Raw genomic sequence first — 26,830 nt, 5'->3', positions numbered from 1 at the left:
GTCGCTCCGCTGCTCATGCTATGCCCATTGTGAAAAATGGATAGATGACGGCGATGCGGCTGTTTCTCTGCGAAAAACCCTCCCAGGCCAAGGACATCGCCAAGGTGCTCGGCGCCAATCGACGTGGCGACGGCTGTTTGCTCGGCCCCGGCGTGACCGTGACCTGGTGCATCGGCCATCTACTGGAAACCGCACCGCCGGATGCCTACGACGCCCGCTTCAAGCGCTGGGTGCTGGGCGATCTGCCGATCATTCCCGAGCGCTGGAAGATGCAAGTCAAGCCAAAAACCGCCAGCCAGTTCAAGGCCGTCAAGCGGCTGCTCGGCGAGGCCAGCGAATTGGTGATCGCCACCGACGCCGACCGCGAAGGCGAGATGATCGCCCGTGAGTTGGTGGAACACTGTCGTTATCGCGGCCCTATCCAGCGGCTCTGGCTGTCGGCGCTGGACGATGCCTCGATCCGCAAGGCGCTGGCCACACTCAAGCCCGGCGCCGAAACCTTCAGCCTCTATCATTCGGCACTGGGCCGCTCGCGGGCCGACTGGTTGATCGGAATGAATATGAGCCGATTGTTCACCTTGCTAGGCCGTCAGTCCGGCTATCAGGGCGTGCTGCCGGTGGGCCGGGTGCAGACGCCAACGCTGCGCCTGGTGGTGGATCGCGACCGCAGCATCGCCGGCTTCGTGCCGGTGCCTTACTGGAGCATTGAGGTCGCGCTGCGGGCCGACGGCATGCCCTTCACCGCACAATGGCGCGCCGCCGAGGATCGCTGCGACGACCAGGGCCGTTGCCTCGACCCGGAACATGCGCGCCAGGCAGCTACCGCCATCGAAAGCGCTGAGCAGGCGCAGGTGCTGAAGGTACGCACCGAGCGCATGCGTGAAGCGCCACCACTGCTCTTCGACCTCGGCACCCTGCAGGAAGTCTGCTCGAAGAAACTCGGCCTCGGTGCCCAGGAAACCCTGGATATCGCCCAGGCGCTCTACGAAACCCACAAGCTAATCACCTACCCGCGCAGCGATTGCGGCTACCTGCCGCTGAGCCAGCACGGCGAGGCCCCGGCGATCATCGCCGCCCTTGGCCGCAGCGATCCGCCGCTGTCCGAACTGCTCACCCACGTACAGCCGCAACGCCGCTCCCGCGCTTGGAACGACGCCAAGGTCAGCGCCCACCATGGCATCATCCCCACCGCCGCCGTTACCGACCTGTCACGTCTGGTCGGCAAGCAACGCGCGGTCTATACGCTGATTCGCGCCCGCTACCTGGCGCAGTTCCTGCCGAATCACGAATACGACCGCACCCAGGCGGATTTCGACTGCGCCGGGCAGGCGCTGCGGGCGGTGGGCAAGGTGATCGTCGAACCCGGCTGGCGCCGCGCGCTGCCCGAGGCGCTGACGCCCGTCAAGGGTCGCGAGCCGGCACCTGCCCAGGCACTGCCGGTGTTGAGCGAAGGCCAGCACTGCAATGTCATGAGCGTAAACCTCAAGGACCTCTGGACCCAGCCGCCCAAGCCCTTCACCGAGGGCGATCTGATCAAAGCGATGAAGAACGTCGCCAAGCTGGTGGACGACCCCCGCCTCAAGCAGAAGCTCAAGGACACTACCGGCATCGGCACCGAAGCGACGCGCGCCGGCATCATTCAAGGGCTGCTGGACCGCGGCTATCTGACCAAGCAAGGCAAGGCGCTGTCGGCCAGCCCGGCTGCCTTCAGCCTGATCGATGCCGTGCCGCGGGCGATTGCCGACCCTGGCACCACGGCGATCTGGGAACAGGCGCTGGACATGGTGCAGAGCGGCGAGATGAGTCTGGAGGAATTCGTCGCCAAGCAATCGGCTTGGATGCGCAAACAGGTGGAACGCTGCCGCGGGCTGAGCCTGACCATCACCGGACCGGCAAGCCCGGCCGGTAACGCTGCGCCCTGGAAGAAGAAACGCAAGGCGACACCGCGCAAGGCTGCCAGCGCTGGAAAACGGAAGTCACGCAAGGCGTCAGTCGAGGCGTAAAGCTTGCCCGCGAAAATGCCATCGAGCCCCAACAGGCTTCGCCAGCAAGCTGGCCCACAAAAGCATCACGCCGATCCCGACCTGTAGGAGCGAGCTTGCTCGCGAAGAGTGGCATCACGCTAAAGCTTCGCGAGCAAGCTCGCTCCCACAGAAGACAAGCGACCGGGTTTACACAGCCAGGCCTCGCAATCAGACGAGGCTGCTTTCGGAAAGCAGCCTTGTTTGACGGGTTACCGTCGGTAGTACGCCTCGCGCCAGGCTTGATGCTGCTCGTCCTGCCAGATGCTGTGGTGCAGGCGGGCCATGCCGTCCGGGTCGTTGAGCAATCGCCAGCGGGTCGCTTCGGCGGGGCCATCGGGGCCGGCGGCAAGGATTTCCTTCATGCGCTGCTCGCGCAACACTTCGGCGGCCGGCACCACCTTGGCATGCCGCGCGCGCCCCATGGCGCAGACCAGGGCGTTGTAGAGCGGGTCCACCGTGGCGGCTAGGAAGCCGTTGTGCAGCGCGTTGGCCTGGTTCTGCTGATTGTAGCGATCCGTGGCAGCCAGCTCGGCGGGCGGGTCGTACTCCTCGGGAATCAGGAACAGCTTGCGCCGGAACGCCGCCAATCCAGGCCCCGTACGGCTGGTGAGCACCGAGACCGGCGCCGAGAGGATCAGCGACACCACGATGGGTGCCAGCCACCAGAGGAATGCCGGATCGAGCCAGGCCACCAGCGCCGTCCAGAGCACGCCCAGCAGCATCTGCGAACCATGGCGACGCAGGGCCTCGCCCCAGGGCGTGGCGTTGTCGGCACGTTGTGGTGACTTCCATTGCACCGACCAGCCGAGAAACGCGGCGGTGACGAACACTGTGTGAAACAGCATGCGCACCGGCGCCAGCAGCATCGAGAACAGCGTCTCCAAGATCATCGACAGCACCAGCCGTACCCCGCCGCCGTATTCCTTCGCGCCCTGATTCAGGATCAGCAGCACGCTGAGCAGCTTGGGCAGGAACAGCAGCGTCAGCGTCGCGGAGAACAGTGCGATCGCTTCCTCGGGATGCCACTGCGGCCACAGCGGATACAGCTGGTTGGGCTGCAGGAAATACTCCGGAACCATCAGCGTATGAATCGCCAGCAGTCCGGTAGACAGCGCCAGGAAGGTGAACCACAGCGGCGCCGACAGGTAGGACATCACCCCGGTGAGGAACACGAAGCGATGCACCGTGTGCATGCCCTTGACCAGGAACAGCCGGAAGTTCATCAGGTTGCCGTGGCACCAGCGGCGGTCGCGCTTGAGCTCGTCGAGCAGGTTCGGCGGCAGCTCTTCGTAACTGCCTGGCAGGTCGTAGGCGATCCATACGCCCCAGCCGGCGCGGCGCATCAGGGCCGCCTCGACGAAGTCGTGGGAAAGGATGTCACCGGCGAAGGAGCCCTTGCCCGGCAGCGGCGCCAAGGCGCAGTGCTCGATGAAGGGTTTGACCCGGATGATCGCGTTATGGCCCCAGTAATGCGACTCGCCCAGCTGCCAGAAATTGAGCCCGGCGGTAAACAGCGGCCCGTAGACCCGCGTGGCGAACTGCTGCATGCGCGCGTAGAGCGTATCCATCCCGGAGGCCTTGGGCCCGGTCTGGATGATGCCGGCGCCAGGGTTGGCCTCCATCAGCCGCACCAGGCTGGTGAGGCAGTCGCCGCTCATCACGCTGTCGGCGTCCAGCACCACCATGTAGCGGTAACTGCTGCCCCAGCGCCGGCAGAAGTCGTCGATGTTGCCGCTCTTGCGCTTCACCCGGCGTCGACGGCGGCGATAGAAGATATGGCCGAAACCGTCGACCTCGCGGCACAGCTCCAGCCAGGCCTTCTGCTCTGCCACGCAGGTGTCGGGGTCGTTGCTGTCGCTGAGCACGAAGATATCGAAGTGCTCGATCTCACCCGTGGCCAGCAGCGATTCGTAGGTCGCCCGCAGTCCGGCGAACACCCGCGGCACGTCCTCGTTGGCGATGGGCATTACCAGCGCCGTGCGCGCCTCGGCCGGAATCGGTTCGTTGCCCGTGCTGGTGGCGGAGATGTTGTAGCGGTCGCGCCCCTTGAGCAATTGGAAGAAGCCCATCAGCGCCGTCCAGAATCCCACCGACACCCAGCAGAACAGCAGCGCGAACAGCAGCAGGATACTGGTCTGCACCACGTACGGCAGGATTTGCCGCGCCGACTCCTGCCAGGGCTGCAGAAAAACCTCCTGCAGACTGACCAGTGCCCAACCCTGATAAGGCAACACGGCCTTCATGTGCCAGGTGGCGATAGCCGTCTGCGCCAGCATCAGGATCAGCAGCGCGGCACGCCGGTAAGCGGCAACCCGGCGCCAGCCCGACCTGTCGATGGGCTGCGGTGCGTTAGGCTGCTCCACCGTGCGGTTCTTTTTGAACAGCAGGCGCCACCAGCTCAGGCGCAGCACGCTGGTATGCCAGGGTTCCGGCACCATCCGGGTGCGCACGATCGGCGGCGTCGACTGGATGCAAGTGCGGCCCTGATGATCCTTGGTCAGCACCCCACCGCGCTCGAAAAGGTCACCCCAGGCAAGCTTCAGCCGCGCCGCAACCGAGCCGAGCGGATCGCTCGGCGATTCATTCCCGTCGGACGTGCCCTGCGCCAATGCCTGATGGGCGTCGGCCAGCTCGCCTCTTTGTCGATCCATCTGCTCGGCCAGCGCCTGGCGTTGCTCGGCATCGAGGGGAAGCTCGGCGAGATATTGCTGGGCGAGCGATTGTTGCGCGTGTTCAGTCATGGACAGGTATCTGATAGCTCCAGGTTTCGGACAGCGTGGTCTCGCCGTCCACCAACGCAGCGCGCAACTCCACCGGACGCGCCGGGTCCTTGACCCGCAGCCGCAGCGTCAGCCGCCAGCCTTTGCTGACCGGGTTATGGCGGAGGTTGTTTTCCACCAGCTCGACGTTGTCATCGACACTGACCTGGGTGCTGACCGGCGCATCCGCCGGCAGCTTGGCCAGGTTCGGCCCGACGAAATCGACGATCAGCGCTGTGCTGCCATCGGGCTGACGAATCAGGTTGGACTGCTTCACGTCGCCAGCCGACAGGCGCGTCTGCTTGACCCAGGCGAGCTTGGGATCGTGCAGCGCCGGCTCGTCCATGGTGAAGTGCAGGCGATATTCGAAATTCAGCGACTCGCCGGGCTCGGGTCGCTGCTCGGGCACCCAGAAGGCGACGATGTTGTCGTTGGTTTCGTCCGGGGTGGGAATCTCGATCAGCTCGACGTGGCCTTTGCCCCAATCACCAACCGGTTCGATCCAGCCGCTAGGCCGCAGCTCGTAGCGATCGTCCAGATCCTCGTAACGACCGAAATCGCGGGTACGCTGGAGCAGTCCGAAGCCACGCGGGTTCTCAACGCTGTAACTGCTGATCGAAAGCCGCTTGGGATTGTTCAGCGGCCGCCAGATCCACTCGTCATTACCGGTATGGATCGCCAGGCCTTCCGAGTCATGCAGTTGCGGACGGTAATTGAGCAGATTGCTGGGCTGATTGGCCCCGAACAGATACATGCTGGTGAGCGCGCCGATGCCCAGCTTTTCCACGGGTTCGCGCAGGTAGACACGCGCTTGCACGTCGACGGTGCTGTCCTTGCCGGGCGTCACCACCATCCGATAGGCACCGGTGGCGCGGGGCGAATCCAGCAGCGCGTAGATCACCAGATTGCGCCGATCAGCTTGCGGGCGCTCGACCCAGAATTCGCGGAAACGGGGAAATTCCTCGCCGCTCGGCAACGCGGTGTCGATGGCCAGCCCGCGTGCCGACAGACCATAGACCTGATCCTTACCCACCACGCGGAAATAGCTGGCGCCCAGCAACGTGATGAGTTCGTCCTGCTTGTCCGCCTTGTTCAGCGGATAGAGGACCTTGAAACCAGCGAAGCCTAGATTTTCCAGCGCTGCGGGGTCGATCTGCACCTTGCCGAAATCGAACATCTCCGGCTCGTAGCGGACCTCATTGACACCCGTGGCGGTGACTTCGTTGATCCTCACCGGCACGTCGAAATGCATACCCTGATGATAGAACTGCAACTCGAACGGCGTCTCCGCTTCATGCCAGAGCGCCTTGTCGCCGCGAAAACGCAGTTGCTGGTAATCGCCGAATGCCATGTTGCGAAACACGGGAGGCAGGTTGCTTTGCGGCGCGGCATAACGCTCCGCCGCGAGTTTCTCAGCCTTTTGCGCTACGTCGTCGAGGCTGAATGCCCAGCCGCTGCCGACGACGAATGCCATGCACAGGCTGAGCAGATTGCCCAGCGTCTTGCCACTAGCGCGCATGTCCGGTCCTTGAAAAAGAGTGGTTAACACGAAGCCTCCTGAGCGGTGAAAAGGGCGAGCGGATCAATGCCTGCTCGCGTTCGTTGGTCTACTGCATACACAAATGATTCCCCGGCAACCGAAACGGCCGGCCCTCAGCGCAACTCGAAACGCTGCGTCTGCACGGCCTGCGAATCAAGACCTACCTGGACCTCGAATGCCCCCGCCTCGGCCACCTGCTGCAGTTGAGCATTGAAGAATTTCAAGTCGTTTTCATCGATGCGAAAACCTACCTGCCGCTGCTCTCCAGCTGCAAGCCGGATCTTGCGGAATGCCTTGAGTTGCTTGACCGGTCGCACCACCGAGGCGGACAAATCACTGATGTACAGCTGCACGACGGTTGCTCCCTCGTGTTCGCCGACATTCTTCAGCGTCACACTGACGTCCAGGCTCTCGCCGCGCGCCAGGCTGGCACGCGACAGCTGTGGCGCCGACAGGCTGAATTTCGTGTAGCTCAGGCCGTAGCCGAACGGATACAGGGGGCCATTCTTTTCTTCGAAATATTGCGAGGTGTAGTTGCCTGGGTTGCCTTCGACGAAAGGCCGGCCCAGGCGCGGATGGTTGTAATAGGTGGGAATCTGACCCACTGAACGCGGAAATGAGATCGGTAGTTTGCCGGAGGGGTTGTAGTCGCCGAACAGCACATCGGCGATGGCATGCCCGCCTTCGGTTCCGCTGAACCAGGTTTCTAGGATCGCGTCGGCGTTGGCCTGCGCCCAGCCGAGATTCAATGGCCGGCCATTCATCAGCACCAACACCAGCGGCTTGCCGGTTTCCTTCAAGGCGCGCAGCAACGCTTGCTGGCTGGCAGGAATCTGCAACGTGGTGCGACTGGAGGATTCATGGGACATGCCGCGCGATTCGCCTACGGCGGCGACGATAACGTCCGCCTGTACGGCCGCGGCGACCGCCTCGGCGATCATCTCGTCGGCCGGGCGCGGGTCCTGCACCACCTCGGGGTTGTCCCAGTTGAGGAAGTTCAGATATTCGACCATCTGCGCGTCGTCCGTGATATTGGCGCCGCGCGCATGGATCAGCCGGCCCTGATCCCCGAGCGCGTGTTGCATCGCCTGGCGCAGCGTCACCGTCTGTGTCGCCACACCGCCAGCCGACCAGCTGCCGAGCATATCGATGTGCGAATCGGCCAGCGGCCCGACCAGCGCAACGGTGCCGGTCTTTTCGAGCGGTAGCACGGCGTTGCGGTTTTCCAGCAGCACCAGCGACTGGCGCGCCACGTCCCGCGCGGCCTGGCGGTGCAGGCGGCTTTCGGCGTTGACCTCAGGTGGATCTTCGCTGGCTTGGCCGATGCGCCGGTAAGGATCGTGGAACAGGCCCAGATCGTACTTGGCACCCAGCACTTCGCGCACGGCCTGGTCGACGACCTGCATCGGCACGTCGCCCGCCTGCACCAGCTCAGCTAGATGTTGACCATAGAGCGAGTCCGCCATGCTCATGTCGAGCCCCGCTTCGATCGCGAGCTTCGCCGCCTCGCGTCCATCGGCGGCCACGCCATGGCGGAGCAGTTCACTGATCGTGCCGTGGTCGCTGATGGTCACGCCGGAAAATCCCCAGTCGTCGCGCAGCAAATCCCGCAGCAACCAACGGTTGGCGCTGGCCGGCACGCCATTGATGGTGTTCAGCGCCACCATTACTGCGCCTGCGCCCGCATCGATGGCCGCACGGTACGGCGGCAGATAATCCTGGTGCATGCGCAGCGAGCTCATGTCCACCACGTTGTAATCGCGCCCGCCTTCGACCGCGCCATAGAGGGCGAAATGCTTGACGCTGGCCATCAGGCTGTCGGGCTCACGCAGCGACTCACCCTGATAGGCCTGGACCATGGTGCGGGCAATCTCTGACACCAGATAGGGATCCTCGCCGAAGCCTTCCGAGGTCCGTCCCCAGCGAGGGTCGCGGGCGATGTCGACCATGGGTGCGAAGGTCATATCGAGCCCGTCGGCGCTGGCCTCGATGGCCGACACACGCCCCGCCGTGGCGACCGCCTGCATGTCCCAGGTCGATGCCAGGCCGAGGCCGATGGGGAAAATGGTGCGATGTCCATGCACCACGTCGTAGGCGAAGAAGATCGGGATCTGCAGCCGGCTGCGCAGCGCGGCATCCTGCAGGGGGCGATTGTCTCGCCGGGTGACCGAATTGAAGGTGCCGCCGATATTGCCTGCGGCCAGTTCCTCGGCCAGTCGTTCCCTGGGCATGTCTGCGCCGATGCTGATCAAGCGCAACTGGCCGACTTTTTCCTGCAGCGTCATGCGCTCAACCAGCCGTTCGATGAAGGCCGGTTTGTCGTCCAGCACAATGGGCATCTTCCCTGCCAGAGCTGGAACTGCCATCGAAACGGCGATCAAGCCGAGCAGACACCGCTGTTTCATTATTGATTTCCTGCTGGCACGTCTTTTCGAGCACACCGCGGCTTAGCCCCCGATCACTGAGTAGTGGAATTGCTGAATCACTCGCACCGAAGTGCGACCCACAAGCAGAACGCCTCTGGGTTAATCGAATCTGATGGGATTAATTCGTCGCGCCTTGGTACGCGGGCGATACAAGTCATCGGTGTTACGAGGCGGCGATTACACCGTGTTTATTTCACGGCGTCGATCTTTTTTACAGCGCCGATCCAGGCTGGCTCAAGGCGCTGTTGGTCCAGGTCTAATCCCTGCGCTTGCATGGCTTCCCGATGGCGTTCGATTTCTGCCCTGACCTCTAGCAGCGAGCTGCTGTTGGCGTCCAGCTGGTGCATCTGAGTCAGGCCCAGATGATAGAAACGTAGCAGCTTCATGGCCGCCGGATTTTTGATCGCCACCCCTGCCGTGACGTGATGCATGACGTTGGTGACGCTCATCAGGCTGCGCTTGAGGCGCCAGCCGTAAACAGCGGAGGCCATCCACGGCTTGTGCCAGTAAACCGTCCGCACCAGCAATATGGTCAAGGCAAACCCCAACGCGACACCAGCCAGGTTCAGTCGCAGATTGTCCCCACCCGGCTCGCCGAAAACGGTGACCACAGCCGTGGACCAACCCATCGCCAGTACGAGAAAGGTCGCCGCGACGAAGAGTGTGCTACGCCGCGTCTGCTGGCGGTAGGTTTCGGGATTGACGGGCTTGATTTCGAATTCCGACATTAGCGTTGCTCTGGTATTGGTCGAGCTGTGCATTATCACTGCAAACGAGCCATGACGCTGATACCAGGTGCAAATCTGGGATCTCAACGCGTCGCCAATGAACGTATAGATAGGTAGGGGTGGGCCGGTGGTGCTTCGCTTCAGCCCACCAGCGGGGTATGCCTTGGTGGGCTGAAGCGAAGCACCGCCCGGCCCACCCTACTCAGGCAAGCGACGCCGGGCGCCGCCGCTTTGTCATGCTCAGCCTTTGAGCTTGACCGTGGTTTTCGCGACCAGCTCGCCCTGGTAGCGCGCAATGGTCAGCTCCTTGTTGGACGGCTGGCGCGAGCCGTCGCCGCCGGCGATGGTCGAGGCGCCGTAGGGCGTGCCGCCGTTGGTTTCGGAAATGTCGAAGAACTCGCCGATGCCGTAGCCGGTCGGCACGATGATCATTCCGTGGTGGGCCAACGTAGTCCAGGTAGAAGTGATGGTCATCTCCTGGCCGCCGCCGGTACCGGTCGAGGTGAACACGCTCGCGACCTTGCCATGCAGCGAGCCCTTGGCCCACAGACCGCCGGTCTGGTCGAGGAAGTTGCGCATCTGCCCGGACATGTTGCCGAAGCGCGTCGGCGTGCCGAAGATGATCGCATCGTAATCGGGCAGCTCGGCCGGAGTGGCGATGTCTGCAGCCTGATCGGTCTTGCCGCCTGCATTCTTGAAAACATCCTGCGGCATGGTTTCCGGCACACGCTTGATGGTCACTTCAGCGCCTTGAACACGGCGCGCACCTTCGGCGACCGCGTTAGCCATGGTTTCGATGTGGCCATACATCGAGTGATACAGCACGAGAATCTTCGCCATTTTCGTTTCCTCTTCTGGGTTATGTTTCGACTCTGTTTCTATCTACGCTGTCGCCGAAATCGCTCAGCGAACGTCCACCAGCACCACTTCGCTGTCTTCCAACGCCTTGATGGTGAGCAGCGTTTCATCACGTACCGCCACGCCGTCACCCACCCCAGCGACGAGACCGGCCACCTCGATACGCCCACTGGCGGGCACCAGATAGACCTTGCGACCCTCGCCAATTCGGTATTGGGCAACCTGACCTGATGAAAGTGCAGCTGCGGCCAGGCGCGCATCGGCCCGAATCGGCAGCGCATCGCTGTCATCGGTCATGCCGCTGGCCAGCGTGACAAATGCACCCGCGCGCTCCGCTGTAGGGAAAGGCCGCGTGCCCCAGCTTGGCGGCAGCCCGGTCTGGTCCGGGTAGATCCATATCTGGAAAATCTCGGCGGGCTCGCTTTCGAGGTTGTATTCGCTATGGGCAATTCCGGTGCCTGCACTCATTACCTGCACGTCGCCGGCAGCCGTACGACCGCGGTTACCGAGGCTGTCTTCATGGCTGATGGCGCCCTTGCGTACATAGGTGATGATTTCCATGTCGCGGTGCGTATGGGTCGGGAAGCCCGAGTTCGGAGCGATGGTGTCGTCATTCCAAACCCGCAAGCGGCCCCAGTGCATGCGCAGCGGGTCGTGATAATCGGCAAATGAAAAATGATGGCGGGCATGCAACCAGCCATGGTGTGCGGCGCCAAGCTCGGCGCGCGGGCGGATTTCGATCATCGATGGCAGCCTCCGGGTCGATCAGCTCGACACCATGTCGAGCGCTATGGCCGCCATTTTCCATTCAATTGATTAAGCGAATAGCGGATATTCTCGGTAAAACCTATCCATCTATTCGATATTTCACGTTTACGACAGGAACTCTAGAACCTCGTCCAACAGCAATTGCGGAACCTCTTCGGCGATGTAATGGCCGGCCGGCAGCGCCTTGCCTTGCGCGCTTGCCGCTACCTCACGCCACTCCTTGAGTGGATCGAAGCAACGCTCGACGACGCCCTTGCTTCCCCATAGCACCAGCAGGGGCGCCTCGATACGCCGGCCAGCGGCACGGTCTTCCCGGTCGTGCTGCAAATCGATGCCGGCACTGGCGCGATAATCCTCACAGAACGCGTGAATGGTGCCGGGCAGTTTCATGCAGCGCAGGTATTCGGCGTAGGCGGTAGCGGTGAATGGATGATGATGGTCGGCGCGAGTCGCCACGGCGGTCTTCAACACCAACTCGGGTGCGGCCTCCATTAGCGTTTCCGGCAGCGGCGCCGGACGGATCAGAAAGAACCAGTGCCAGTAGGCGCGCGCGAAGGTTTCGTCGGTCTGGCTGTACATCGCCAGGGTCGGTGCGATGTCCAGCAGAATCAGCCGGCGTACCGCCTGCGGGTGATCCATAGCCAGTCGATGGCTGACTCGCGCGCCGCGGTCGTGGGCAAGAATGTCGAAGCGCTCGAAGCCCAGCGTGCGCATCAACTCCACCTGATCACGGGCCATCTCGCGCTTGCTGTAGGCGACGTGATCCTCGCCGCCTTCGGGCTTGCTGCTGTCGCCGTAGCCGCGCAAATCCGCCGCCACGACGGTGAACCGTTCGGCCAACTGATCGGCGACCTCGTGCCACATGACGTGGGTCTGCGGATAGCCATGAAGCAGCAGCAGGGGCGGCCCGGAGCCGCCTTTGCGATAGGCGATCCGTACGCCATTGACCTCACACTCGTCACGCTGGAACTGCTCGAACATGGGACCTGCTCCTGGAGTTAGGACCTTAAGATTAGGCGTAGATCGCTCAAGCGCAACAGCGTCGCTCAACCCAGTGCCAGCGGCAGAAACAGCGCGATGAGAATGCCCAGCAGGCTCATTCCCAACGCAGCGAAGGCGCCGCATTCGTCGCTCTCCTCCAGCGCGCGGGCCGTGCCGATGGCGTGGGCGTTGATGCCGTAGCTCAGGCCCCGGGCAGCGGGATGTTCGACACCCGCCCAGCCCAGCAGCCACGGACCCAGCGCCGTGCCGATGACGCCTGTAAGCATCACGAATACCGCCGCCAGGGAAGCGAGGCCGCCAATCTGCTCAGCCACCAACATGGCAATCGGCATGGTGGCGGCCTTGGGCGATAGGCTCATCAGCACGGACAGATCCGCCCCCAAAGCGCTGGCGATCACCAACGTCAGGACGACGCCCAGCACGCCGCCGCTCACCAAGGTGATGAGGATCGGCCAGAACAGCTGCTGGATGCGCTTGATATGACGATACAGCGGCACTGCCAAAGCCACCGTTGCGGGGCCGACCAGCACGGCGATCATCGAGGCGCCTTCGCGGTAGTTCGCATAATCGATGCCGCACAGGTAGAGCGTTCCGACCACCAGCAGCATGCCAATCATCACCGGCTGCAGCACCAGCCAGCCGCTGCGTCGGTAGAGCGCCAGCGCGAGCTGGAACGCAATCAGCGTCAACGCCACGGAAAACAGCGGATGATCCATCGTCATCGCCCAGACCTGGCTCCATTCCAGACGGCTCATGCCTGATGCTCCTTGCGGCGTTCCGCCCGCCGAATGAGGTACTGCATCAGCCAGCCACAGAACGGCACGGTCACCATCAGCGAAAGCACCAGACCAGCCGCGATGGCAGGCAGGTCGGCCAGCAAGGCATCGCTGCTAGTCATGATTCCCGCGGCCGGCACGATCAGCAGCAGCGGCAGATATTGCAACAGCAGCGCCGCGGTTTTCTCGAGTGGTTCGGGGATGCCGCGGCGCAGCAACAGCAGGCCGAACAGCAGCACCATGCCGATGATCGGCCCCGGCAGCGCAGGGATCAGCAAGAGATTGATGACGCTGCCAAGCAATTGCAGCACTACCAGCCAGGTCAGGCCTTTGAGGATCATTGGAATTCCTTGAGTCAACAGCAGAACGGTACGCAGAGAGGCTAAGCCGGGGATCGATAGCAGCATGCGCTCGCAACCGATGCAAGCTCGGGACTATCGCCCGCTGTGGTGGGGGCGAAACAGGTGCAGATAGAGGCAAAAAAACCGGATCAGTTGTTCGTGAGCTTCATCCTGATTCGCCTGTGACGCGACGTCGCAGGGCCTGAGCAGTTTGTCGTCTTTTCTGCAGAGGATACCGATCACGAGCCCATGCGTAGCCAGCCTTCCGGACTGATGCACCCACAATGCGAGTTTCTCCGCTCACCATCTGATCCGTATTCCTGCTCCAGATCTGAGACTGTTCTGCATCGCTGCTCCGCTCGATCATTCGTCCCGCCTGAATGCCTGATGGGGCGCATGAAATGACCGAACGAATTCCCGCCACGATCATCGCCACTGTTGATCCGAGCAAACCAATACGCCTGACGCCCGCCCAGACGGGCGAACCGATCCATACCCGCAGCTTCTCCGGCCTGTTTCGCAATCTGCGCCTGCTGGGCGGCGGTCTGTTGTTGTTGCTCTACTTCGGCACCCAGTGGCTGAACTGGGACGGCCGCCAGGCGGTGCTCTGGGATCTAGGCAAACAGCAGTTCCACATCTTCGGTGCCACCTTCTGGCCGCAGGACTTCATCCTGCTGTCGGCATTGCTGATCATCGCGGCCTTTGGCCTGTTCTTCATCACGGTGCTGGCCGGCCGCGTATGGTGCGGCTCCGCCTGCCCGCAGAGCACCTGGACCTGGATTTTCATGTGGGCGGAAAAGGTTACCGAGGGCGACCGTGGCCAGCGGATCAAGCTCGACGCCGCGCCCTGGTCGGCCGCGAAGCTGCTACGCCGCACTGCCAAACACGCGATCTGGCTGGTGGTCAGTCTCGCAACGGCGCTCGCCTTCGTCGGCTACTTCACGCCGGTACGTGAACTGGTACAAGACCTGTTCACCTTCGAGCTCGGGCTGTCCACCGGCTTCTGGCTGTTTTTCTTCACCGCCGCGACCTACCTCAACGCTGGATGGCTGCGGGAAAAGGTATGCCTGCACATGTGCCCCTACTCGCGCTTCCAGGCGGTGATGTTCGATGCTGACACCCTGCTGGTTTCTTACGATGCGGCCCGTGGCGAAAGTCGCGGTGCGCGGCGCAAGGACAATGATCCGCGCACGCTGGGCCTCGGAGATTGCATCGACTGCACCCTCTGCGTGCAGGTCTGCCCCACCGGAATCGACATCCGCGACGGCCTGCAACTGGACTGCATCAGCTGCGGCGCCTGCGTCGATGCTTGCGACAGCGTGATGGACAAGATGGGCTATGCGCGCGGACTGGTCCGCTTCACATCCGAGCGCGCATTGCAGGGCGGCAGGACGCGTCTGTTTCGCCCACGTCTGGTCGGCTACGCCGCGGCAATGCTGGTGATGATCGGGGCCTTCGTCTGGGCATTGGATGCCCGGCCGATGCTTTCGCTGGACGTCACCAAGGACCGCACCCTGTATCGCGAAAATACGCAGGGCCAGATCGAAAACATGTACAGCCTCAAGGTCATCAACAAGACCCAGCAGCACCGGCAGTACGCGATATCGCTCGGCGAGGGGCCGTTCGAGCTGCACGGTCGACGCGAAATCAGCCTGGCACCGGGGGAGATCGCCGATCAGCCGGTCAGCGTGGCGCTCACCGACGCCAGCCACAGCCGTGCACTGAGCCGTAGGCTGCAGTTCGAGGTTCGGGACCTGGACGATCCGCACAGTGCCGTCAGTACTCACAGCACCTTCGTTGCGCCGGCCAATCCGTGAGTGCGTCATGATCCGCGCAACACGAGACGCACCATCCCCGCGTCGTGCAGTATCGTCACCCGGCATTGCCGAAGGTGAGCCAGACACATGAAGCGCTACGAAAAATTCGCTGACGAGATAGCCGAACTGATCCGCACCGGCGTACTGGCGCCCGGCGAAAGGGTGCCATCGGTGCGCCACGCCAGCCGTACCTATGGGGTCAGCCCGTCGACTGTCTTCCAGGCCTACTACCTATTGGAAGACCGCGGCCTGATTCAGGCCCGGGCGCGTTCGGGCTACTTCGTTCGCGAACATGCCAAGCGCCCGCTGCACGAACCGGAGATCGGCCCACGACTGGCCGAAACCACCGAGGTCGATGTCAGCGATCTGGTGTTCTCGGTGCTCGCCTCGCTGCGTGATCCTGACACCGTGCCCTTCGGCTCAGCCTTTCCCAGTCCTGAGCTGTTCCCGCTGCAACGCCTGGCACGCTCCATGGCACAGTGCGTACGCGACATGCCGACCAGCGCAGTAGTCGCCGAGATGACGGCTGGCAATCCGGATCTGCGCCGGCAGCTCGCCCTGCGCTACATGGTCAGCGGCGTGATGCTGCCGATGGACGAACTGGTGATCACCACTGGCGCCATGGAGGCGCTGAATCTGTGCCTGCAGGTCGTGACCGAGCCGGGTGATCTGGTCGCCATCGAAGCGCCCGCCTTCTACGCCACGCTGCAGGTACTGGAACGGCTCAAGCTCAAGGCGGTGGAAATCCCCGTGCATCCGCGCGAGGGCATCGATCTGGAAACGCTCGCCGACAGCCTCGCCAAGCTTCCGATCAAGGCGTGCTGGTTTATGAGCAGCCTGCAGAATCCGCTGGGCGCGAGCATGGGTGAGCCGAAGAAACTGCAGCTCTACGAACTGCTGCAGCGTCATCAGGTGCCGCTGATCGAAGACGACGTCTACGCCGAGCTCTACTTCACTCAGGAACCACCTAAACCCGTCAAAAGCCATGACCGTCAGGGTCTGGTGATGCACTGCGGCTCATTCTCCAAAAGTCTCGCGCCGGGTTATCGAGTCGGCTGGGTCGCCGGCGGGCGGTACGCCGAGCAGATCAGCCGACTCAAACTAATGACCACCATTTCGCCTTCCGTCCCGGCCCAGGCTGCCATCGCCGATTATCTGCAACACGGCGGCTACGATCGTCATTTACGCAAACTGCGCCACGCCCTGGAGATGCAACAGGGCGCCATGCTCGCCTCCGCCGCCCGGCATTTCCCGGCGACTACGCGGGTCACACGGCCCAGCGGCGGTTACTTCCTGTGGTTCGAGTTTCCGGAGCAGGTCGACTCCCTGCAGCTATTGCAGCTTGCGCTCGCCCAAGGCATCAGCCTCGTCCCCGGTCCGATATTCTCGGCCACTCAACGATTCCGAAACTGCGCGCGGTTGAACCATGGCTACCCTTGGGATGCACGCAGCGAGAAGGCGATGGAATTGCTTGGACGAATGATCAAATCGTTCTGAATCGAAGCCTCGGCAGTAAGCCACGCACGACGCTAAACCTCGATGGTTCCATGCAGGTACTGCACTGCCCGCCCGGCGACGAATACGCGCTCCCCTTCCACCCGGCAATACAGCAGCCCGCTACGACGCGAGGCCTGCAGCGCGACCAGCGACGATTTGCCAAGACGTCCGGCCCAATACGGCGCGAGGCCAGCATGAATCGAGCCGGTGACTGGGTCCTCATCTCCACCATTGGCGGGCCAGAAGTAGCGCGAGACGAAGTCCTGCTCACGCCCCGGCGCGGTGATCACCACATCAAGGGGCGCGAGCGTTTTGAGCGCGGCGAGGTGCGGCGTCAAGCTGCGAACTTGAGCCTCGTCCTCATATACGGCGAACCAGGCCTGACTATTCCTCAGCACAACTTGCGGAACGACGCCGAGGCCGTTGAACAATTCCGCCGGCGGGTTATCCACGCGCTCGGGTTCGCGGTTGGGGAAGTTCATCTCCAACAGGCCGCCGTCCAGCTGCGCGACGCTGATGTTGCCCACCGCTGCTGCACGAAAGGTCAGTGGCGCCGTCGCCATTTCCTGACGGAGCAGCACGAAGGCGCTAGCCAGCGTCGCGTGGCCGCAGAAATCGATTTCGGTCAACGGCGAGAACCAACGAATGTGAAAGGCACCGTCCGGCTCGCGGACCAGAAAAGCGGTTTCCGAAAGATTGTTCTCGATGGCGATCGACTGCATCTGCGCATCGCTCAGCCACTGCTCCAGCGGCACCACCGCAGCGGAGTTGCCCTTGAACAGCTCATCGGTGAATGCGTCGACCTGATAGATCGGCAGTTTCATGCTCGGCCCTCATCCCTGCTCGGCGCCCGCCATCGGGCGCGCTGATCGAGCCAGTCTCGCCGAGCGGGAGGCGCCCGGCAATCTTCCTGAGTGACGTGTGGCTGGCGACGATCACCTGCTGAGTCAGGAGCCCGACACCATGCTGGCGGTCAATGTGGGCTTGATCGGCTCTGTCGGCGGCTGGCATTGCGTCTGCGCGCCAACCTGCAGATAGGGTTGAAGAATCGGCGCCATGCCCTTGAGCACCTGCACCGGCAGCGCCGAGGTGAAGCGGAAGCTGTCCGCGCCACGCCCCGGAACATAAGCAGTCAAGGTGCCGAAATGATTCGGGCCGAGAAAGAACACGAAGGTGGCGGTCCGGTTGATCGCCAACGAACTGATCAGCCGGCCACCCGCGCCGATGGTCTGGATGCGGTTGTCGCCCGTTCCGGTCTTGCCCCCAACACGCAGCGGTTCGCCGTCAGCCTGCATAAAGCTGCCACGCAGACGCCGCGCCGTACCGCCCTCGACGACATTGGCGAGCGCTTCGCGTAAAGCCGCGGCCACTTCGCTGTGCAGCACCCTGACACCCGTATTCGGCCTGATGCCCACGCGCGTTTCATACGGCGTGTCGCTGGCAAAATGTAGGCTGTCGATACGCACACTGGGCAGCCTTACGCCGTCATTGACGATGATGCCCATCAACTCCGCCAGCGCGGCCGGGCGATCGCCGGAGCTGCCCAGCGCGGTGGCGAGCGACGGCACTAAGTGTTCGAAGGGATAACCCAGGCGCTGCCAGCGGCGATGAATATCGGTGAAGGCTTCCACTTCCAACATGATGCGGATACGACTGTCGCGCGCACTCTTGTGCCGACTGCGGAACAGCCAGCCGTAGACCTCCTGCCGCTCAGCGGTGCTGGCAGCGATTACCTCGGAGATTCCCGCGTCCGGGTGCTTGATCAGATAGCCCAGCAACCACAGATCCAGCGGATGCACTCTGGCGATGTAACCCTGATCCGGCAGGCTATAGGCACCGGGGCCGTAACGGGTGTACAGCGAATCGAGTTTCTCGTCGTTAAGTTCGACGCCCGGCAGGGCCTGCTTGAGGAAGCGATCAAAGGCGGCGCGATCGGCTTCCGGCATCAGGTAGCGGTGCACCGCGGCGAGCCGGGGCGGCGTCGGGCGCATGCCATCGAGCAGCACTTCGATGCGTTCGTCGGCGGTCTTGCCGCGGTATTTCTTCCAAAAGCGCTGAAGGAACACCGAGCCCTCGCGGTCGGCGAAGCGTCGCAGGTATTCGCGCCGCTCGGGGTTATCGTCGCTCTTCAACAGCTCGGAGCCATTGGATGTCTGGTAAGTACTGTACCTCACCAGATCACGCATCAGACGCACAAACGGCAGGTTGATCGACTCTCGCAGAGCCTCGCGCATGGTGGGCAAACGCCCGTCATCTTCCCGACGGAAATTACCGAATCGATGCATGCCGGCGCCCGTGAAGAAGCGCTCGGCGGGGCTGGCCGAGTAACGGCGCTCCAGCGCCGCATCGAGCATCGCCGGCAGGTTGCGATCCTTATTCTCGATCAGATAACCCACGGCCCAGCGTGTCAGCGGATCGACCGCCTCGGCTTTGCGCAACTCGCTGATCTCGCTTTGCGCGTAGCGATCATGCAACTCGGCAATCACTTCGAGATAGGTAGTCAGCACGCGCAGCTTGGCCGTGGAGCCCAGCTCCAGTTTGCTGCCTTCATTGATGTCGAACGGCTGGTTGGTGTTGTCGGTCTGTACCCGCACGCGGAAGCCCTGCTCACCGCGCTCGAACAGCGTGAAGCTGTAGCGGACGTCCGCGGTGCGCTCCGGCGACAACATGCGTTCGCCGAACAGCCCTACTTCACCAGCAAACTCCGGCTCCGCCAGGCGCAGCAGATAATCGCTGACCTGCTTCTGCAATTCGCCGTGCAACGGCGTGGTGGCAGCCAGATCGAGTCGATCCAGTTCGTACAGCGACACGCCGAGCAGACTGCTCAGGCGCATGCGCGCGGCGGTGATGCCCTTACTGGTCGGCACCTCGCGGATGCCCGGCTCGCGGCGTAGATCACGGAACACCACCTTCTGCTGCAGCGCCGCATTGCGCAGCCGGGTGCCAATCACCCCACCGTTGGCCAGCAGCCGGATGTGGCTGTCGGTGAGCGCCGCCATGTCATCGCGCCCGGCGAACAGGTAATAGGACGGGCGCCGCTGAGCGATCAGCAACGACAACACCTGGCGCAGCGCCAGGCCCCGCGCCTCATAACTGACATCGGCATTGCGGCGCGAGTCCAGCGCACGGTTGACCTCGGCGAAATCCGCGCCGAACCAGAGGCGCAGCCCATCGGCGATGCCATGCACTTCGCCGTGACCGTACGCCGCCGACAGCGGCACGCTGTTGAGGTAGTCGCGCACGATGCGCTTGCGCGTGGTCAAGGTTTGCTGACCTTCGCGGTAGGTGCGCACGCTCGCCGATATCATCTGCCGAATCTTTTCTTCGACGCTTCCGGTTCGACCTTCTGGCGAGTGGCGGTATTTCTCCACCTGGGTCGCGAGCGTACTGCCGCCAGCCGCCTGCACCGGCAGGCCGAGCTTCTTTTCGACCTGGCTCACAGCCGCCATGGTGAAACGCGGCCAGTCCACCGCCGGGTTGGCGCGGGGTCGCTCGGCATTGAGCAGCCCACGATCCTCGATGAACAGCAGGCTCATCGCGATGATGGGCGGCACGTCTTCGAAGGTTTCGTAGTACTGATGTGGGTAGCTGTTGGCGTATAGGGGCTCGCCACGGCAATCGTCTATCGTTAGACCCGCCTGCGATTTCTCCGGATAGGGCAGGAAGAAGCCGTGGCTGGCGTAGCGTTGCAAGGCCGGCGAAAAACGCACCTGCTGCTGGATATCGAAACCGCGCTCGGTCAGTCGCTCGAGAAATGTCGGCAGCGCTGCATAGCCCAGACGCCGATCGAAAGGCCCGGCCTCGGGGAAGCGGATACTGGTACTCGCGCCGGGCTCGACCCGATAGTCGAGATTCTCGGCATAACGGCTCAGCCAGAGCGCCTGCAGCTTTGAGGTGTGCATCTCATGCCAGGCCGCATAGCCGCCGCCTGCCAGCAGCGAGATGCCCAGCAACAGCGTCATGCGGCGAGCCAGACGGCTGCCGTGCGTGGTTGGTCTACCGGTTTTGCTGGCCTTCGATGCGCGCTTGCCACCAGCCGCCCGGGAGGTATCGCTCCGCCATACTGCGCCCATATATTCCGGCCTGGCTTCCTAGGAAAATCACAGGCTTAAGCTTAGCTGTTGGCGTTTCGTTCACGTATTCAAGCAGACGAACGGAGCCGCTCAAGAACGGCCTTGGCAGAGCCCCTTATTCGATCCAGGTTGGATAAAAACCGAGCCGCGCTTGCAGCTGAGCATCTCGCACCTGCAAGACCTCTGCAGGTAGCGGCTTTTGCGCGCCTTCACTGCCGACGGCATCGCCATGAAAGAAGTAGCGCTGCCCATCATCCAGGGTGAGAAACAGCCCTAGCGCGCCATGCCCGGGCAGTTCCACCACTATCAGCCGCCCGTCGCCGAACAGGTCGAGGCTATCCTCGAATCCATAAAAAGAACGCCGTTCGAAGCGCAGCGGCTGCCAATCGACCCCATGGGCGTACTGCGCTGGGATCACCGCGGGCGGCGTTGCGGTGCGGGCGTAGTGAATGCTTTCCGGATTGGCCAGGACCGGCAGATCGGCGAAGTCGGCCAGCCCGGACGCGTACTCCCAACGGGCACACCCCAGCACGACCCGGTCGACGCTGATGCCATCGCGATCAAGCTGATCACGCGCAGGCTGTACGGCCCTGTAGCGCTTTTCCCGCCAGGGAACCGCGCTGTTCAGCTGCGCATCGATCTGCCGGCCAAGGCCCGTGCCGAATAACAGCCGACGGCCCTGATGTTCGATCAGAACGGCGATGTGGTTGACCACTGGCGGCGCTATCCAGCCACCGTCACGCCAAGCGAACTCACCGCTGGACGTGGTCTGCGCAGTGCGAACCAAGCTGAAGCGCAGTTCCGCTGCGTTCAGCGTCCCGGCCAACAGCATCAATGACAGACCGATAATAGTCAGGCTGCGCATGGCTCACACTCCTGACTCGGGAAGGAATGGCGAAAACTGGGGTGAAGCGAACGTCAACGGCAGACGCGAGCGTCTTAGCGTCCAACGCCCCGGCGTCAGCGCGAGCATTCGCTCCGCGCCGGGCGGCGGTGTGACACCCAACGCCTCGTATTGCTCAGGCCAGACCAGCTCGGCCCGTGCTTGCAGGTGCAGCAGATCGCCGCTGCTGAAATCGATCAGCAACAGCCCGCAGCGCGGCTCGCGAAGCAAATTGCCGAGCGTGTTGAATAGCCGGTTGCCGCTGTAGTCCGGCATCCAGAGCCGACCGTCCCGGCCGACTTCGATAAAACCGGCCGGGCCGCCACGATGCGAAATATCCACCCCGCCGCCCTGCGGATCCGAACTCTGGCTGGCTATGAATAGCGTGTCCGCGTCCGTCACCAGCGCCAGCCACTGCTGGTCCAGGCCATCGCCTTCGAGCATTAAACCCGGCGGGCGCGGAATCACCTGCCAATCACGCGCCTGGATGTACTTCGGGCAATTGCCGAACGACTGCGCGACCGCAACGCTGAAGCCTCGCTCGTCTCTTTCAACGACTCGCCCATTCATCCGGTTGCGTCTGCGGGTCGGCCACTCGAGCCCGAGCAAACCGACCGCGGCGCGCGGCTGCAGCAATGACGTGATCGAGTCGTCGATTTGAGGCTTGGCGCCGACACAAAGCAGGGCCGGATGCGGCGACCAGGCGAACCCGGCCTCACCGCAGAGTACCGATGCATGAGGCTGCCCTTCGCTGTCCACTGCCGCCACTAACAACGCCGGCAATTGCGCGAAGAATTCCCGATGCTGCTCAGGCATGAATGGGCGGATCACGCGACTGCCTATCTGCTCAGCTTTTTCGCGAACGCCAGCGCGGGTCTGAACCAACTGCTCGCCGACGTGGAACGGACTGCTCATCGCGATACCTCCTATTCCAGGCCAGGCATGCCGATGTAGCCCGGTAGCTCACGGATGCGCGAGCACCAGGCACGGATTGCCGGGTACGGACCGAGATCGATACCGCCTTCGCCAGCCAGTGCCGCATAGGGATATACCGCGAGATCGGCGATGGTTGGCGCAGCGGTTTCGGCCAGCCAGGCATGTTCGGTGAGCTGCTGCTCGACCAGCTGCAAAGCAGCAATAGCACGGCTGGTGGTCAAGGGTTCGTCGATCGGGCGGCGGAACAAGCGCCCTACCCGAGCCGTCGCCGGGCCGTGATGCATCTCGTTGGCGGCGAAACTCAGCCAGCCAACGACGCGCGCCTGAGTGAGCGCATCCTGCGGATACCAGACTTCGTCGGCGTAGCGCCGTGCCAGATAGACGAGGATGGCCTGGGAGTCGACCACGCGGATATCGCCATCCTCCAGAACCGGCACCTGCCCGCGCGGGTTGATAGTGAGAAACGACGGTTGCTTGTGCTCGCCTTGCAGCAGATTCACCGGCACCAGCTCAACCGGCTGGCCGATCAGGCTGAGAAACAGGCGCGCTTTGTAGCAGTTACCGGACAGGGTCAGATCGTACAGTTTCATCGTGTCGCTCCTTCGCAAGATGGGGGGAGGTAAAAGGCACGACTGGATAATAGACAGACCTGTCTGTACACTTCAAGCACAATGTTCACGAGGATGACGATTGGAGGGAAAAGAATCGCTCCCGCATAATGGCCGCCCGAGGAGACCGATATGGCAACGAACAAGCGCGACCTATTGCTCAGCACTGCCGAGCGGCTGTTCTACACAGAGGGCTACCACGCCACGGGCATCGACCGGATTCTCAGCGAGTCTGGCGTGGCGAAGATGACGCTGTACAAGCACTTCAAGTCGAAGGAAGAGCTGATCTTGGCGGTGCTCGACGCCCGTCAGCTGCCAATGCTCGAGCGCCTGCGCGAAGCGCGCGACACCCTGCCGCCACGCAAGGCGCTGCTCGGCGTTTTCGATGGGTTGAACAATATGATTCACAGCCCGAGCACGTTTTGTGGCTGCCTGTTCATCAACGCCGCGGCCGAATATCAGGACCGCGATCATCCGATTCATCAGCGCTCGGCGACGTACAAGGCTCAGTTTCAGACGCATCTGCGCGAACTGCTCGAGGCGCTCGACGCACCGCAGCCAGAGCAGCTAGCGCGACAACTGCAGTTTCTGATCGAGGGCGCGCTGAGCATGGCGCACATCGAAGGTCCCGCCGATCAGGCGCTGCTGGCCAAGGCGGCGGCTGAGCAGTTGCTGCAGGCGGCCGGCGTCTGAATAAACGCCGGCGATGCGCCCTTATGCCGGGCGCTCTTCCTTCACGCGGAACCAGGCGGCGTAAAGCGCCGGCAGGAATAGCAGCGTCAGTGCGGTCGCGACGATCAAACCGCCCATGATCGCCACCGCCATCGGCCCGAAGAACACGCTACGCGACAGCGGAATCATTGCCAGCACCGAGGCCAGCGCGGTCAACACGATGGGCCGGAACCGGCGCACCGTGGCGTCGATGATGGCGTTGAAGCGATCCTGACCGGCGCCGATGTCCTGCTCGATCTGGTCCACCAGAATCACCGAGTTGCGCATGATCATCCCCGACAGCGCGATGGTGCCGAGCATCGCGACGAAGCCGAACGGTTTGCCGAACAACAGCAGGAACAGCGCAACGCCGATCAGCCCCAGCGGCGCTGTGAGAAAGACTATCGCCGAGCGCGAGAAGCTTTTGAGCTGGATCATCAACAGGCTGACCACGACAATGATGAACAACGGCATACCGGCATTCACCGACGCCTGTCCGCGGCTGGAGTCTTCCACCGTCCCGCCAACCTCCAGCAGATAGCCGCTGGGTAGCGCATCGCGAATCTCGCTCAGCGTCGGCTCGATCTGCTGCACCAACGAAGCCGGTTGTTGTTCGCCATAGATATCGGCACGCACCGTCACCGTCGGCAGGCGATTGCGATGCCAGATCACGCCCTCCTCGAAGCCATATTCCAGCGTGGCGACTTGCGACAAGGGCACGCTGAGACCGCTGGCGGTAGGAATCGCCAGGCTGGGCAGCATCGACAACATTTCGCGCTCGCGCTCGGTGCCGCGCAGCAGGATCTCGATCAGCTCGTTGTCCTCGCGGAACTGTCCGGCCGTGGTGCCGGTGAAGGTACGTTTGAGGAAGCTCGACAGCTCGACGGTGCTCACCCCTAGCGCGCGGGCGCGATCCTGATCGACATTCAGCCAGACCACCTTGCTCGGCTCTTGCCAGTCCAGGTGAACATTAGCGACATACGGATTTTCACGCACCTTGGCGGCGACCTGGCGCGCCAGCTTGCGAGCCACATCGATATGCTCGCCGGTTACCCGGAACTGGACCGGATAGCCTACCGGCGGACCGTTTTCCAGACGGCTGACGCGTCCGCGCAACGTCGGAAAATCTTCACGCAGGCGCTCGATCAGCCAGCTGCGAAGGGCTTCGCGCTCCTCGATACTCTTAGCCAGCACCACAATCTGGGCGAAGCTGGTAGCAGGCAGCTGCTGATCGAGCGGCAGATAAAAACGTGGCGAGCCGTTGCCGACATAGGCGACGTAGTTGTCGATACCGGCACGGTCCTGGAGCAGTTCTTCGAGGCGGCGCACCTCGGATTCGGTGGCCTTGAGCGAAGCGCCTTCGGTCAGTTTGAGATCGACCATCAGCTCCAGACGTCCCGATACCGGGAAGAATTGCTGTGGAACGACACGGAACAGGGCAATCGAGCCGGCGAAGAGCAACAGTGTCAGTACGATCACCGTTTTGCGTCGACGCACGCAGAAGTGAATGATCCGCCTCACGCGCTGATAGAACGGCGTCGCATAGGGATCGTGTCCTGCATCGCTGCCACCGTGTTTCCGCGCGTGACGCTTGGCCAGATCAGGCAGCAACTTGGCGCCCAATAATGGGACGAACATCACCGCGGCGATCCACGAGGCCACCAGCGCGATGGTCACCACCTGAAAAATCGAACGGGTGTACTCACCGGTACTCGATTGCGCCGTGGCAATCGGCAGAAAACCGGCCGCAGTGATCAGGGTTCCGGTGAGCATCGGAAAAGCCGTGCTGGTCCAGGCGTAACTCGCAGCCTTGAGCCGGTCGAAGCCCTGCTCCATCTTGATCGCCATCATCTCCACGGCGATGATCGCGTCGTCCACCATCAGCCCGAGCGCCAACACCAGTGCGCCGAGCGAAATCTTGTGCAGACCGATGTCGAGGTAATGCATGGTGGCAAAGGTCATCGCCAGCACCAGCGGAATCGATAGCGCGACCACCAGACCGGTGCGCACGCCGAGCGAGAAGAAGCTCACCAGCAGTACGATCACCAGCGCCTCGATGAGCACCTGAACGAACTCGCCGACACCGGTTTTCACCGCCGCCGGTTGGTCGGACACCTTGCGCAGCTCCATGCCGGCCGGCAATTCCTGCTGCAATCGCGCGAATTCGCCCTGCAGTGCCTCGCCCAGCATAAGGATGTCGCCACCGTCCTTCATCGACACCGCCAGACCGATCGCCGGCTCGCCCATGAAACGCATACGCGGGGCTGGTGGGTCGTTGAAGCCGCGGTAGACCTCGGCCACATCACCGATACGGAAGGTGCTACCGGCGACCCGGATGGGAAAATCACGAATTTCCTTCACCGTTTCGAAGCTGCCGGTGACACGCAGCTGGACACGGTCGCTCGGCGTCTCGACGAAGCCCGCCGACATCACCGCATTCTGCGCTTCGAGCGCCTGCTGCACGGCTTCCAGCGGTACTCCCAGGTTGGCCAGCTTGACGTTGGAAAGCTCAATCCAGATCTTTTCGTCCTGCAGGCCAATCAGCTCTACCTTGCCGACGTTCTTTACGCGCTGCAGCTGCAGCTGGATGCGATCGGCATAATCCTTGAGCACTGCATAGTCGAAGCCCTTGCCGGTCAGCGCATAGATATTGCCGAAGGTGGTGCCAAACTCGTCATTGAAGAACGGACCCTGCACACCAGCCGGCAAGGTGTGGCGAATGTCGCCGATCTTTTTGCGAATCTGATACCACAGTTCAGGAATCTGCTCGGAGCGCAGAGAATCACGCGCCATGAAGGTCACGTTGGATTCACCCGGCCGCGAGAAGGACACGATGCGTTCGTATTCGCCCGTCTCCATCAGCTTCTTCTCGATGCGCTCGGTGACCTGACGAGAGACTTCCTCGGCCGTGGCGCCGGGCCACTGGGTCTGGATCACCATCGCTTTGAAGGTGAAGGGTGGGTCTTCGCTCTGGCCGAGCTTGCTGTAGGAAAGCACCCCGACGACAGCCACCAGCAGCATCAGATAGATCACGATCTGCCGGTTACCCAGCGCCCAGGCAGAGAGATTGAAGCGCATCGCGA

At 62.7% G+C, this 26,830-nt stretch carries 19 protein-coding genes; 4 read left to right on the top strand and 15 right to left on the bottom strand.

The window, feature by feature from the left end; all coding sequences use genetic code 11:
• The first annotated feature begins 53 nt into the window (after positions 1–53).
• A complete protein-coding gene (locus tag NA645_RS18190) occupies positions 54–2,003 on the top strand; it encodes a DNA topoisomerase III (RefSeq protein WP_256050138.1) in 1,950 nt (649 codons plus the stop codon).
• Between the two features lie 230 nt (positions 2,004–2,233).
• Here NA645_RS18190 and mdoH read toward each other — a convergent pair whose 3' ends face one another.
• The 9 genes from mdoH to NA645_RS18145 form a co-directional block, all read right to left on the bottom strand.
• Positions 2,234–4,765 carry a glucans biosynthesis glucosyltransferase MdoH gene (gene mdoH / locus NA645_RS18185; protein ID WP_256050137.1) on the bottom strand — a complete coding sequence of 844 codons (2,532 nt, stop codon included), beginning with the start codon at positions 4,763–4,765 and terminating at the stop codon, positions 2,234–2,236.
• Complete coding sequence (locus tag NA645_RS18180) at positions 4,758–6,302, bottom strand: glucan biosynthesis protein G (protein WP_272892140.1); 1,545 nt, start codon at positions 6,300–6,302, stop codon at positions 4,758–4,760. Before NA645_RS18180 ends, mdoH begins: the two co-directional genes overlap by 8 nt.
• Positions 6,303–6,436: 134 nt before the next feature.
• Positions 6,437–8,728 (bottom strand): beta-glucosidase BglX, encoded by a 2,292-nt coding sequence (bglX, locus tag NA645_RS18175; RefSeq protein WP_256050136.1) that lies wholly within the window; start codon positions 8,726–8,728, stop codon positions 6,437–6,439.
• A 209-nt stretch (positions 8,729–8,937) separates the two neighbouring features.
• Entirely contained in the window at positions 8,938–9,477 is a 540-nt protein-coding gene (locus tag NA645_RS18170; RefSeq protein WP_256050135.1) for a DUF3087 domain-containing protein, read from the bottom strand.
• A 240-nt stretch (positions 9,478–9,717) separates the two neighbouring features.
• On the bottom strand, positions 9,718–10,317 hold the full coding sequence (gene wrbA, locus NA645_RS18165; RefSeq protein ID WP_256050134.1) for an NAD(P)H:quinone oxidoreductase: 600 nt from the start codon (positions 10,315–10,317) through the stop codon (positions 9,718–9,720).
• 63 nt (positions 10,318–10,380) lie between these two features.
• Positions 10,381–11,079 carry a pirin family protein gene (locus NA645_RS18160; RefSeq protein ID WP_256050133.1) on the bottom strand — a complete coding sequence of 233 codons (699 nt, stop codon included), beginning with the start codon at positions 11,077–11,079 and terminating at the stop codon, positions 10,381–10,383.
• Positions 11,080–11,208: 129 nt separating this feature from the next.
• On the bottom strand, positions 11,209–12,084 hold the full coding sequence (locus tag NA645_RS18155; protein ID WP_256050132.1) for an alpha/beta fold hydrolase: 876 nt from the start codon (positions 12,082–12,084) through the stop codon (positions 11,209–11,211).
• 65 nt (positions 12,085–12,149) lie between these two features.
• The gene (locus tag NA645_RS18150) at positions 12,150–12,860 is read right to left on the bottom strand and encodes an LrgB family protein (protein ID WP_256050131.1); all 711 of its coding nucleotides are present in this window, start codon (positions 12,858–12,860) and stop codon (positions 12,150–12,152) included.
• Positions 12,857–13,222, bottom strand: coding sequence for a CidA/LrgA family protein (locus tag NA645_RS18145; RefSeq protein WP_256050130.1), 366 nt, complete (start codon positions 13,220–13,222; stop codon positions 12,857–12,859). Before NA645_RS18145 ends, NA645_RS18150 begins: the two co-directional genes overlap by 4 nt.
• A gap of 401 nt (positions 13,223–13,623) precedes the next feature.
• Between NA645_RS18145 and ccoG the strand changes: the two genes are divergently transcribed.
• Both ccoG and mapR read left to right on the top strand, forming a co-directional pair.
• The gene (gene ccoG / locus NA645_RS18140) at positions 13,624–15,039 is read left to right on the top strand and encodes a cytochrome c oxidase accessory protein CcoG (protein ID WP_256050129.1); all 1,416 of its coding nucleotides are present in this window, start codon (positions 13,624–13,626) and stop codon (positions 15,037–15,039) included.
• Positions 15,040–15,126: 87 nt separating this feature from the next.
• Positions 15,127–16,536 carry a GntR family transcriptional regulator MpaR gene (gene mapR, locus NA645_RS18135; protein ID WP_256050128.1) on the top strand — a complete coding sequence of 470 codons (1,410 nt, stop codon included), beginning with the start codon at positions 15,127–15,129 and terminating at the stop codon, positions 16,534–16,536.
• A 32-nt stretch (positions 16,537–16,568) separates the two neighbouring features.
• Here mapR and NA645_RS18130 read toward each other — a convergent pair whose 3' ends face one another.
• The 5 genes from NA645_RS18130 to NA645_RS18110 all read right to left on the bottom strand — a co-directional run bounded on the left by NA645_RS18130 (position 16,569) and on the right by NA645_RS18110 (position 23,018).
• Positions 16,569–17,348 (bottom strand): PhzF family phenazine biosynthesis protein, encoded by a 780-nt coding sequence (locus NA645_RS18130; protein WP_336605278.1) that lies wholly within the window; start codon positions 17,346–17,348, stop codon positions 16,569–16,571.
• 135 nt (positions 17,349–17,483) lie between these two features.
• Positions 17,484–20,498, bottom strand: a complete 3,015-nt coding sequence (locus NA645_RS18125) for a transglycosylase domain-containing protein (protein WP_256050126.1) — start codon at positions 20,496–20,498, stop codon at positions 17,484–17,486.
• A gap of 226 nt (positions 20,499–20,724) precedes the next feature.
• A complete protein-coding gene (locus NA645_RS18120) occupies positions 20,725–21,474 on the bottom strand; it encodes a Zn-dependent hydrolase (protein WP_256050125.1) in 750 nt (249 codons plus the stop codon).
• Positions 21,475–21,477: 3 nt separating this feature from the next.
• Positions 21,478–22,407: a pyridoxamine 5'-phosphate oxidase family protein gene (locus NA645_RS18115; protein WP_256050124.1), complete on the bottom strand. Its 930-nt coding sequence runs from the start codon at positions 22,405–22,407 to the stop codon at positions 21,478–21,480.
• A gap of 11 nt (positions 22,408–22,418) precedes the next feature.
• Complete coding sequence (locus NA645_RS18110) at positions 22,419–23,018, bottom strand: glutathione S-transferase family protein (protein WP_256050123.1); 600 nt, start codon at positions 23,016–23,018, stop codon at positions 22,419–22,421.
• Positions 23,019–23,168: 150 nt separating this feature from the next.
• Between NA645_RS18110 and NA645_RS18105 the strand changes: the two genes are divergently transcribed.
• The gene (locus NA645_RS18105; RefSeq protein ID WP_256050122.1) at positions 23,169–23,729 is read left to right on the top strand and encodes a TetR/AcrR family transcriptional regulator; all 561 of its coding nucleotides are present in this window, start codon (positions 23,169–23,171) and stop codon (positions 23,727–23,729) included.
• 21 nt (positions 23,730–23,750) lie between these two features.
• Here NA645_RS18105 and NA645_RS18100 read toward each other — a convergent pair whose 3' ends face one another.
• The gene (locus tag NA645_RS18100; RefSeq protein ID WP_256050121.1) at positions 23,751–26,825 is read right to left on the bottom strand and encodes an efflux RND transporter permease subunit; all 3,075 of its coding nucleotides are present in this window, start codon (positions 26,823–26,825) and stop codon (positions 23,751–23,753) included.
• Between the last annotated feature and the right edge of the window lie 5 nt (positions 26,826–26,830).

The sequence above is a fragment of the Stutzerimonas stutzeri genome (assembly GCF_024448955.1).
GTDB lineage: Bacteria > Pseudomonadota > Gammaproteobacteria > Pseudomonadales > Pseudomonadaceae > Stutzerimonas > Stutzerimonas stutzeri_AQ.
The sequence above is the reverse complement of the archived record's forward strand: the minus strand, read 5'-3'. Positions and strand labels throughout refer to the sequence as shown.

Excerpts from the sequence above, each read along its gene's own strand:
- NA645_RS18155 (WP_256050132.1), bottom strand. The coding sequence starts at position 12,084 with ATGTTCGAGCAGTTCCAGCGTGACGAGTGTGAGGTCAATGGCGTACGG.
- NA645_RS18105 (WP_256050122.1), top strand. The coding sequence starts at position 23,169 with ATGGCAACGAACAAGCGCGACCTATTGCTCAGCACTGCCGAGCGGCTG.
- NA645_RS18145 (WP_256050130.1), bottom strand. The coding sequence starts at position 13,222 with ATGATCCTCAAAGGCCTGACCTGGCTGGTAGTGCTGCAATTGCTTGGC.
- NA645_RS18190 (WP_256050138.1), top strand. The coding sequence starts at position 54 with ATGCGGCTGTTTCTCTGCGAAAAACCCTCCCAGGCCAAGGACATCGCC.
- mdoH (WP_256050137.1), bottom strand. The coding sequence starts at position 4,765 with ATGACTGAACACGCGCAACAATCGCTCGCCCAGCAATATCTCGCCGAG.
- NA645_RS18100 (WP_256050121.1), bottom strand. The coding sequence starts at position 26,825 with ATGCGCTTCAATCTCTCTGCCTGGGCGCTGGGTAACCGGCAGATCGTG.
- wrbA (WP_256050134.1), bottom strand. The coding sequence starts at position 10,317 with ATGGCGAAGATTCTCGTGCTGTATCACTCGATGTATGGCCACATCGAA.
- bglX (WP_256050136.1), bottom strand. The coding sequence starts at position 8,728 with ATGAAACAGCGGTGTCTGCTCGGCTTGATCGCCGTTTCGATGGCAGTT.
- NA645_RS18180 (WP_272892140.1), bottom strand. The coding sequence starts at position 6,302 with ATGCGCGCTAGTGGCAAGACGCTGGGCAATCTGCTCAGCCTGTGCATG.
- ccoG (WP_256050129.1), top strand. The coding sequence starts at position 13,624 with ATGACCGAACGAATTCCCGCCACGATCATCGCCACTGTTGATCCGAGC.
- NA645_RS18115 (WP_256050124.1), bottom strand. The coding sequence starts at position 22,407 with ATGAGCAGTCCGTTCCACGTCGGCGAGCAGTTGGTTCAGACCCGCGCT.
- mapR (WP_256050128.1), top strand. The coding sequence starts at position 15,127 with ATGAAGCGCTACGAAAAATTCGCTGACGAGATAGCCGAACTGATCCGC.
- NA645_RS18160 (WP_256050133.1), bottom strand. The coding sequence starts at position 11,079 with ATGATCGAAATCCGCCCGCGCGCCGAGCTTGGCGCCGCACACCATGGC.
- NA645_RS18150 (WP_256050131.1), bottom strand. The coding sequence starts at position 12,860 with ATGAGCCGTCTGGAATGGAGCCAGGTCTGGGCGATGACGATGGATCAT.
- NA645_RS18170 (WP_256050135.1), bottom strand. The coding sequence starts at position 9,477 with ATGTCGGAATTCGAAATCAAGCCCGTCAATCCCGAAACCTACCGCCAG.
- NA645_RS18110 (WP_256050123.1), bottom strand. The coding sequence starts at position 23,018 with ATGAAACTGTACGATCTGACCCTGTCCGGTAACTGCTACAAAGCGCGC.
- NA645_RS18125 (WP_256050126.1), bottom strand. The coding sequence starts at position 20,498 with ATGACGCTGTTGCTGGGCATCTCGCTGCTGGCAGGCGGCGGCTATGCG.
- NA645_RS18120 (WP_256050125.1), bottom strand. The coding sequence starts at position 21,474 with ATGCGCAGCCTGACTATTATCGGTCTGTCATTGATGCTGTTGGCCGGG.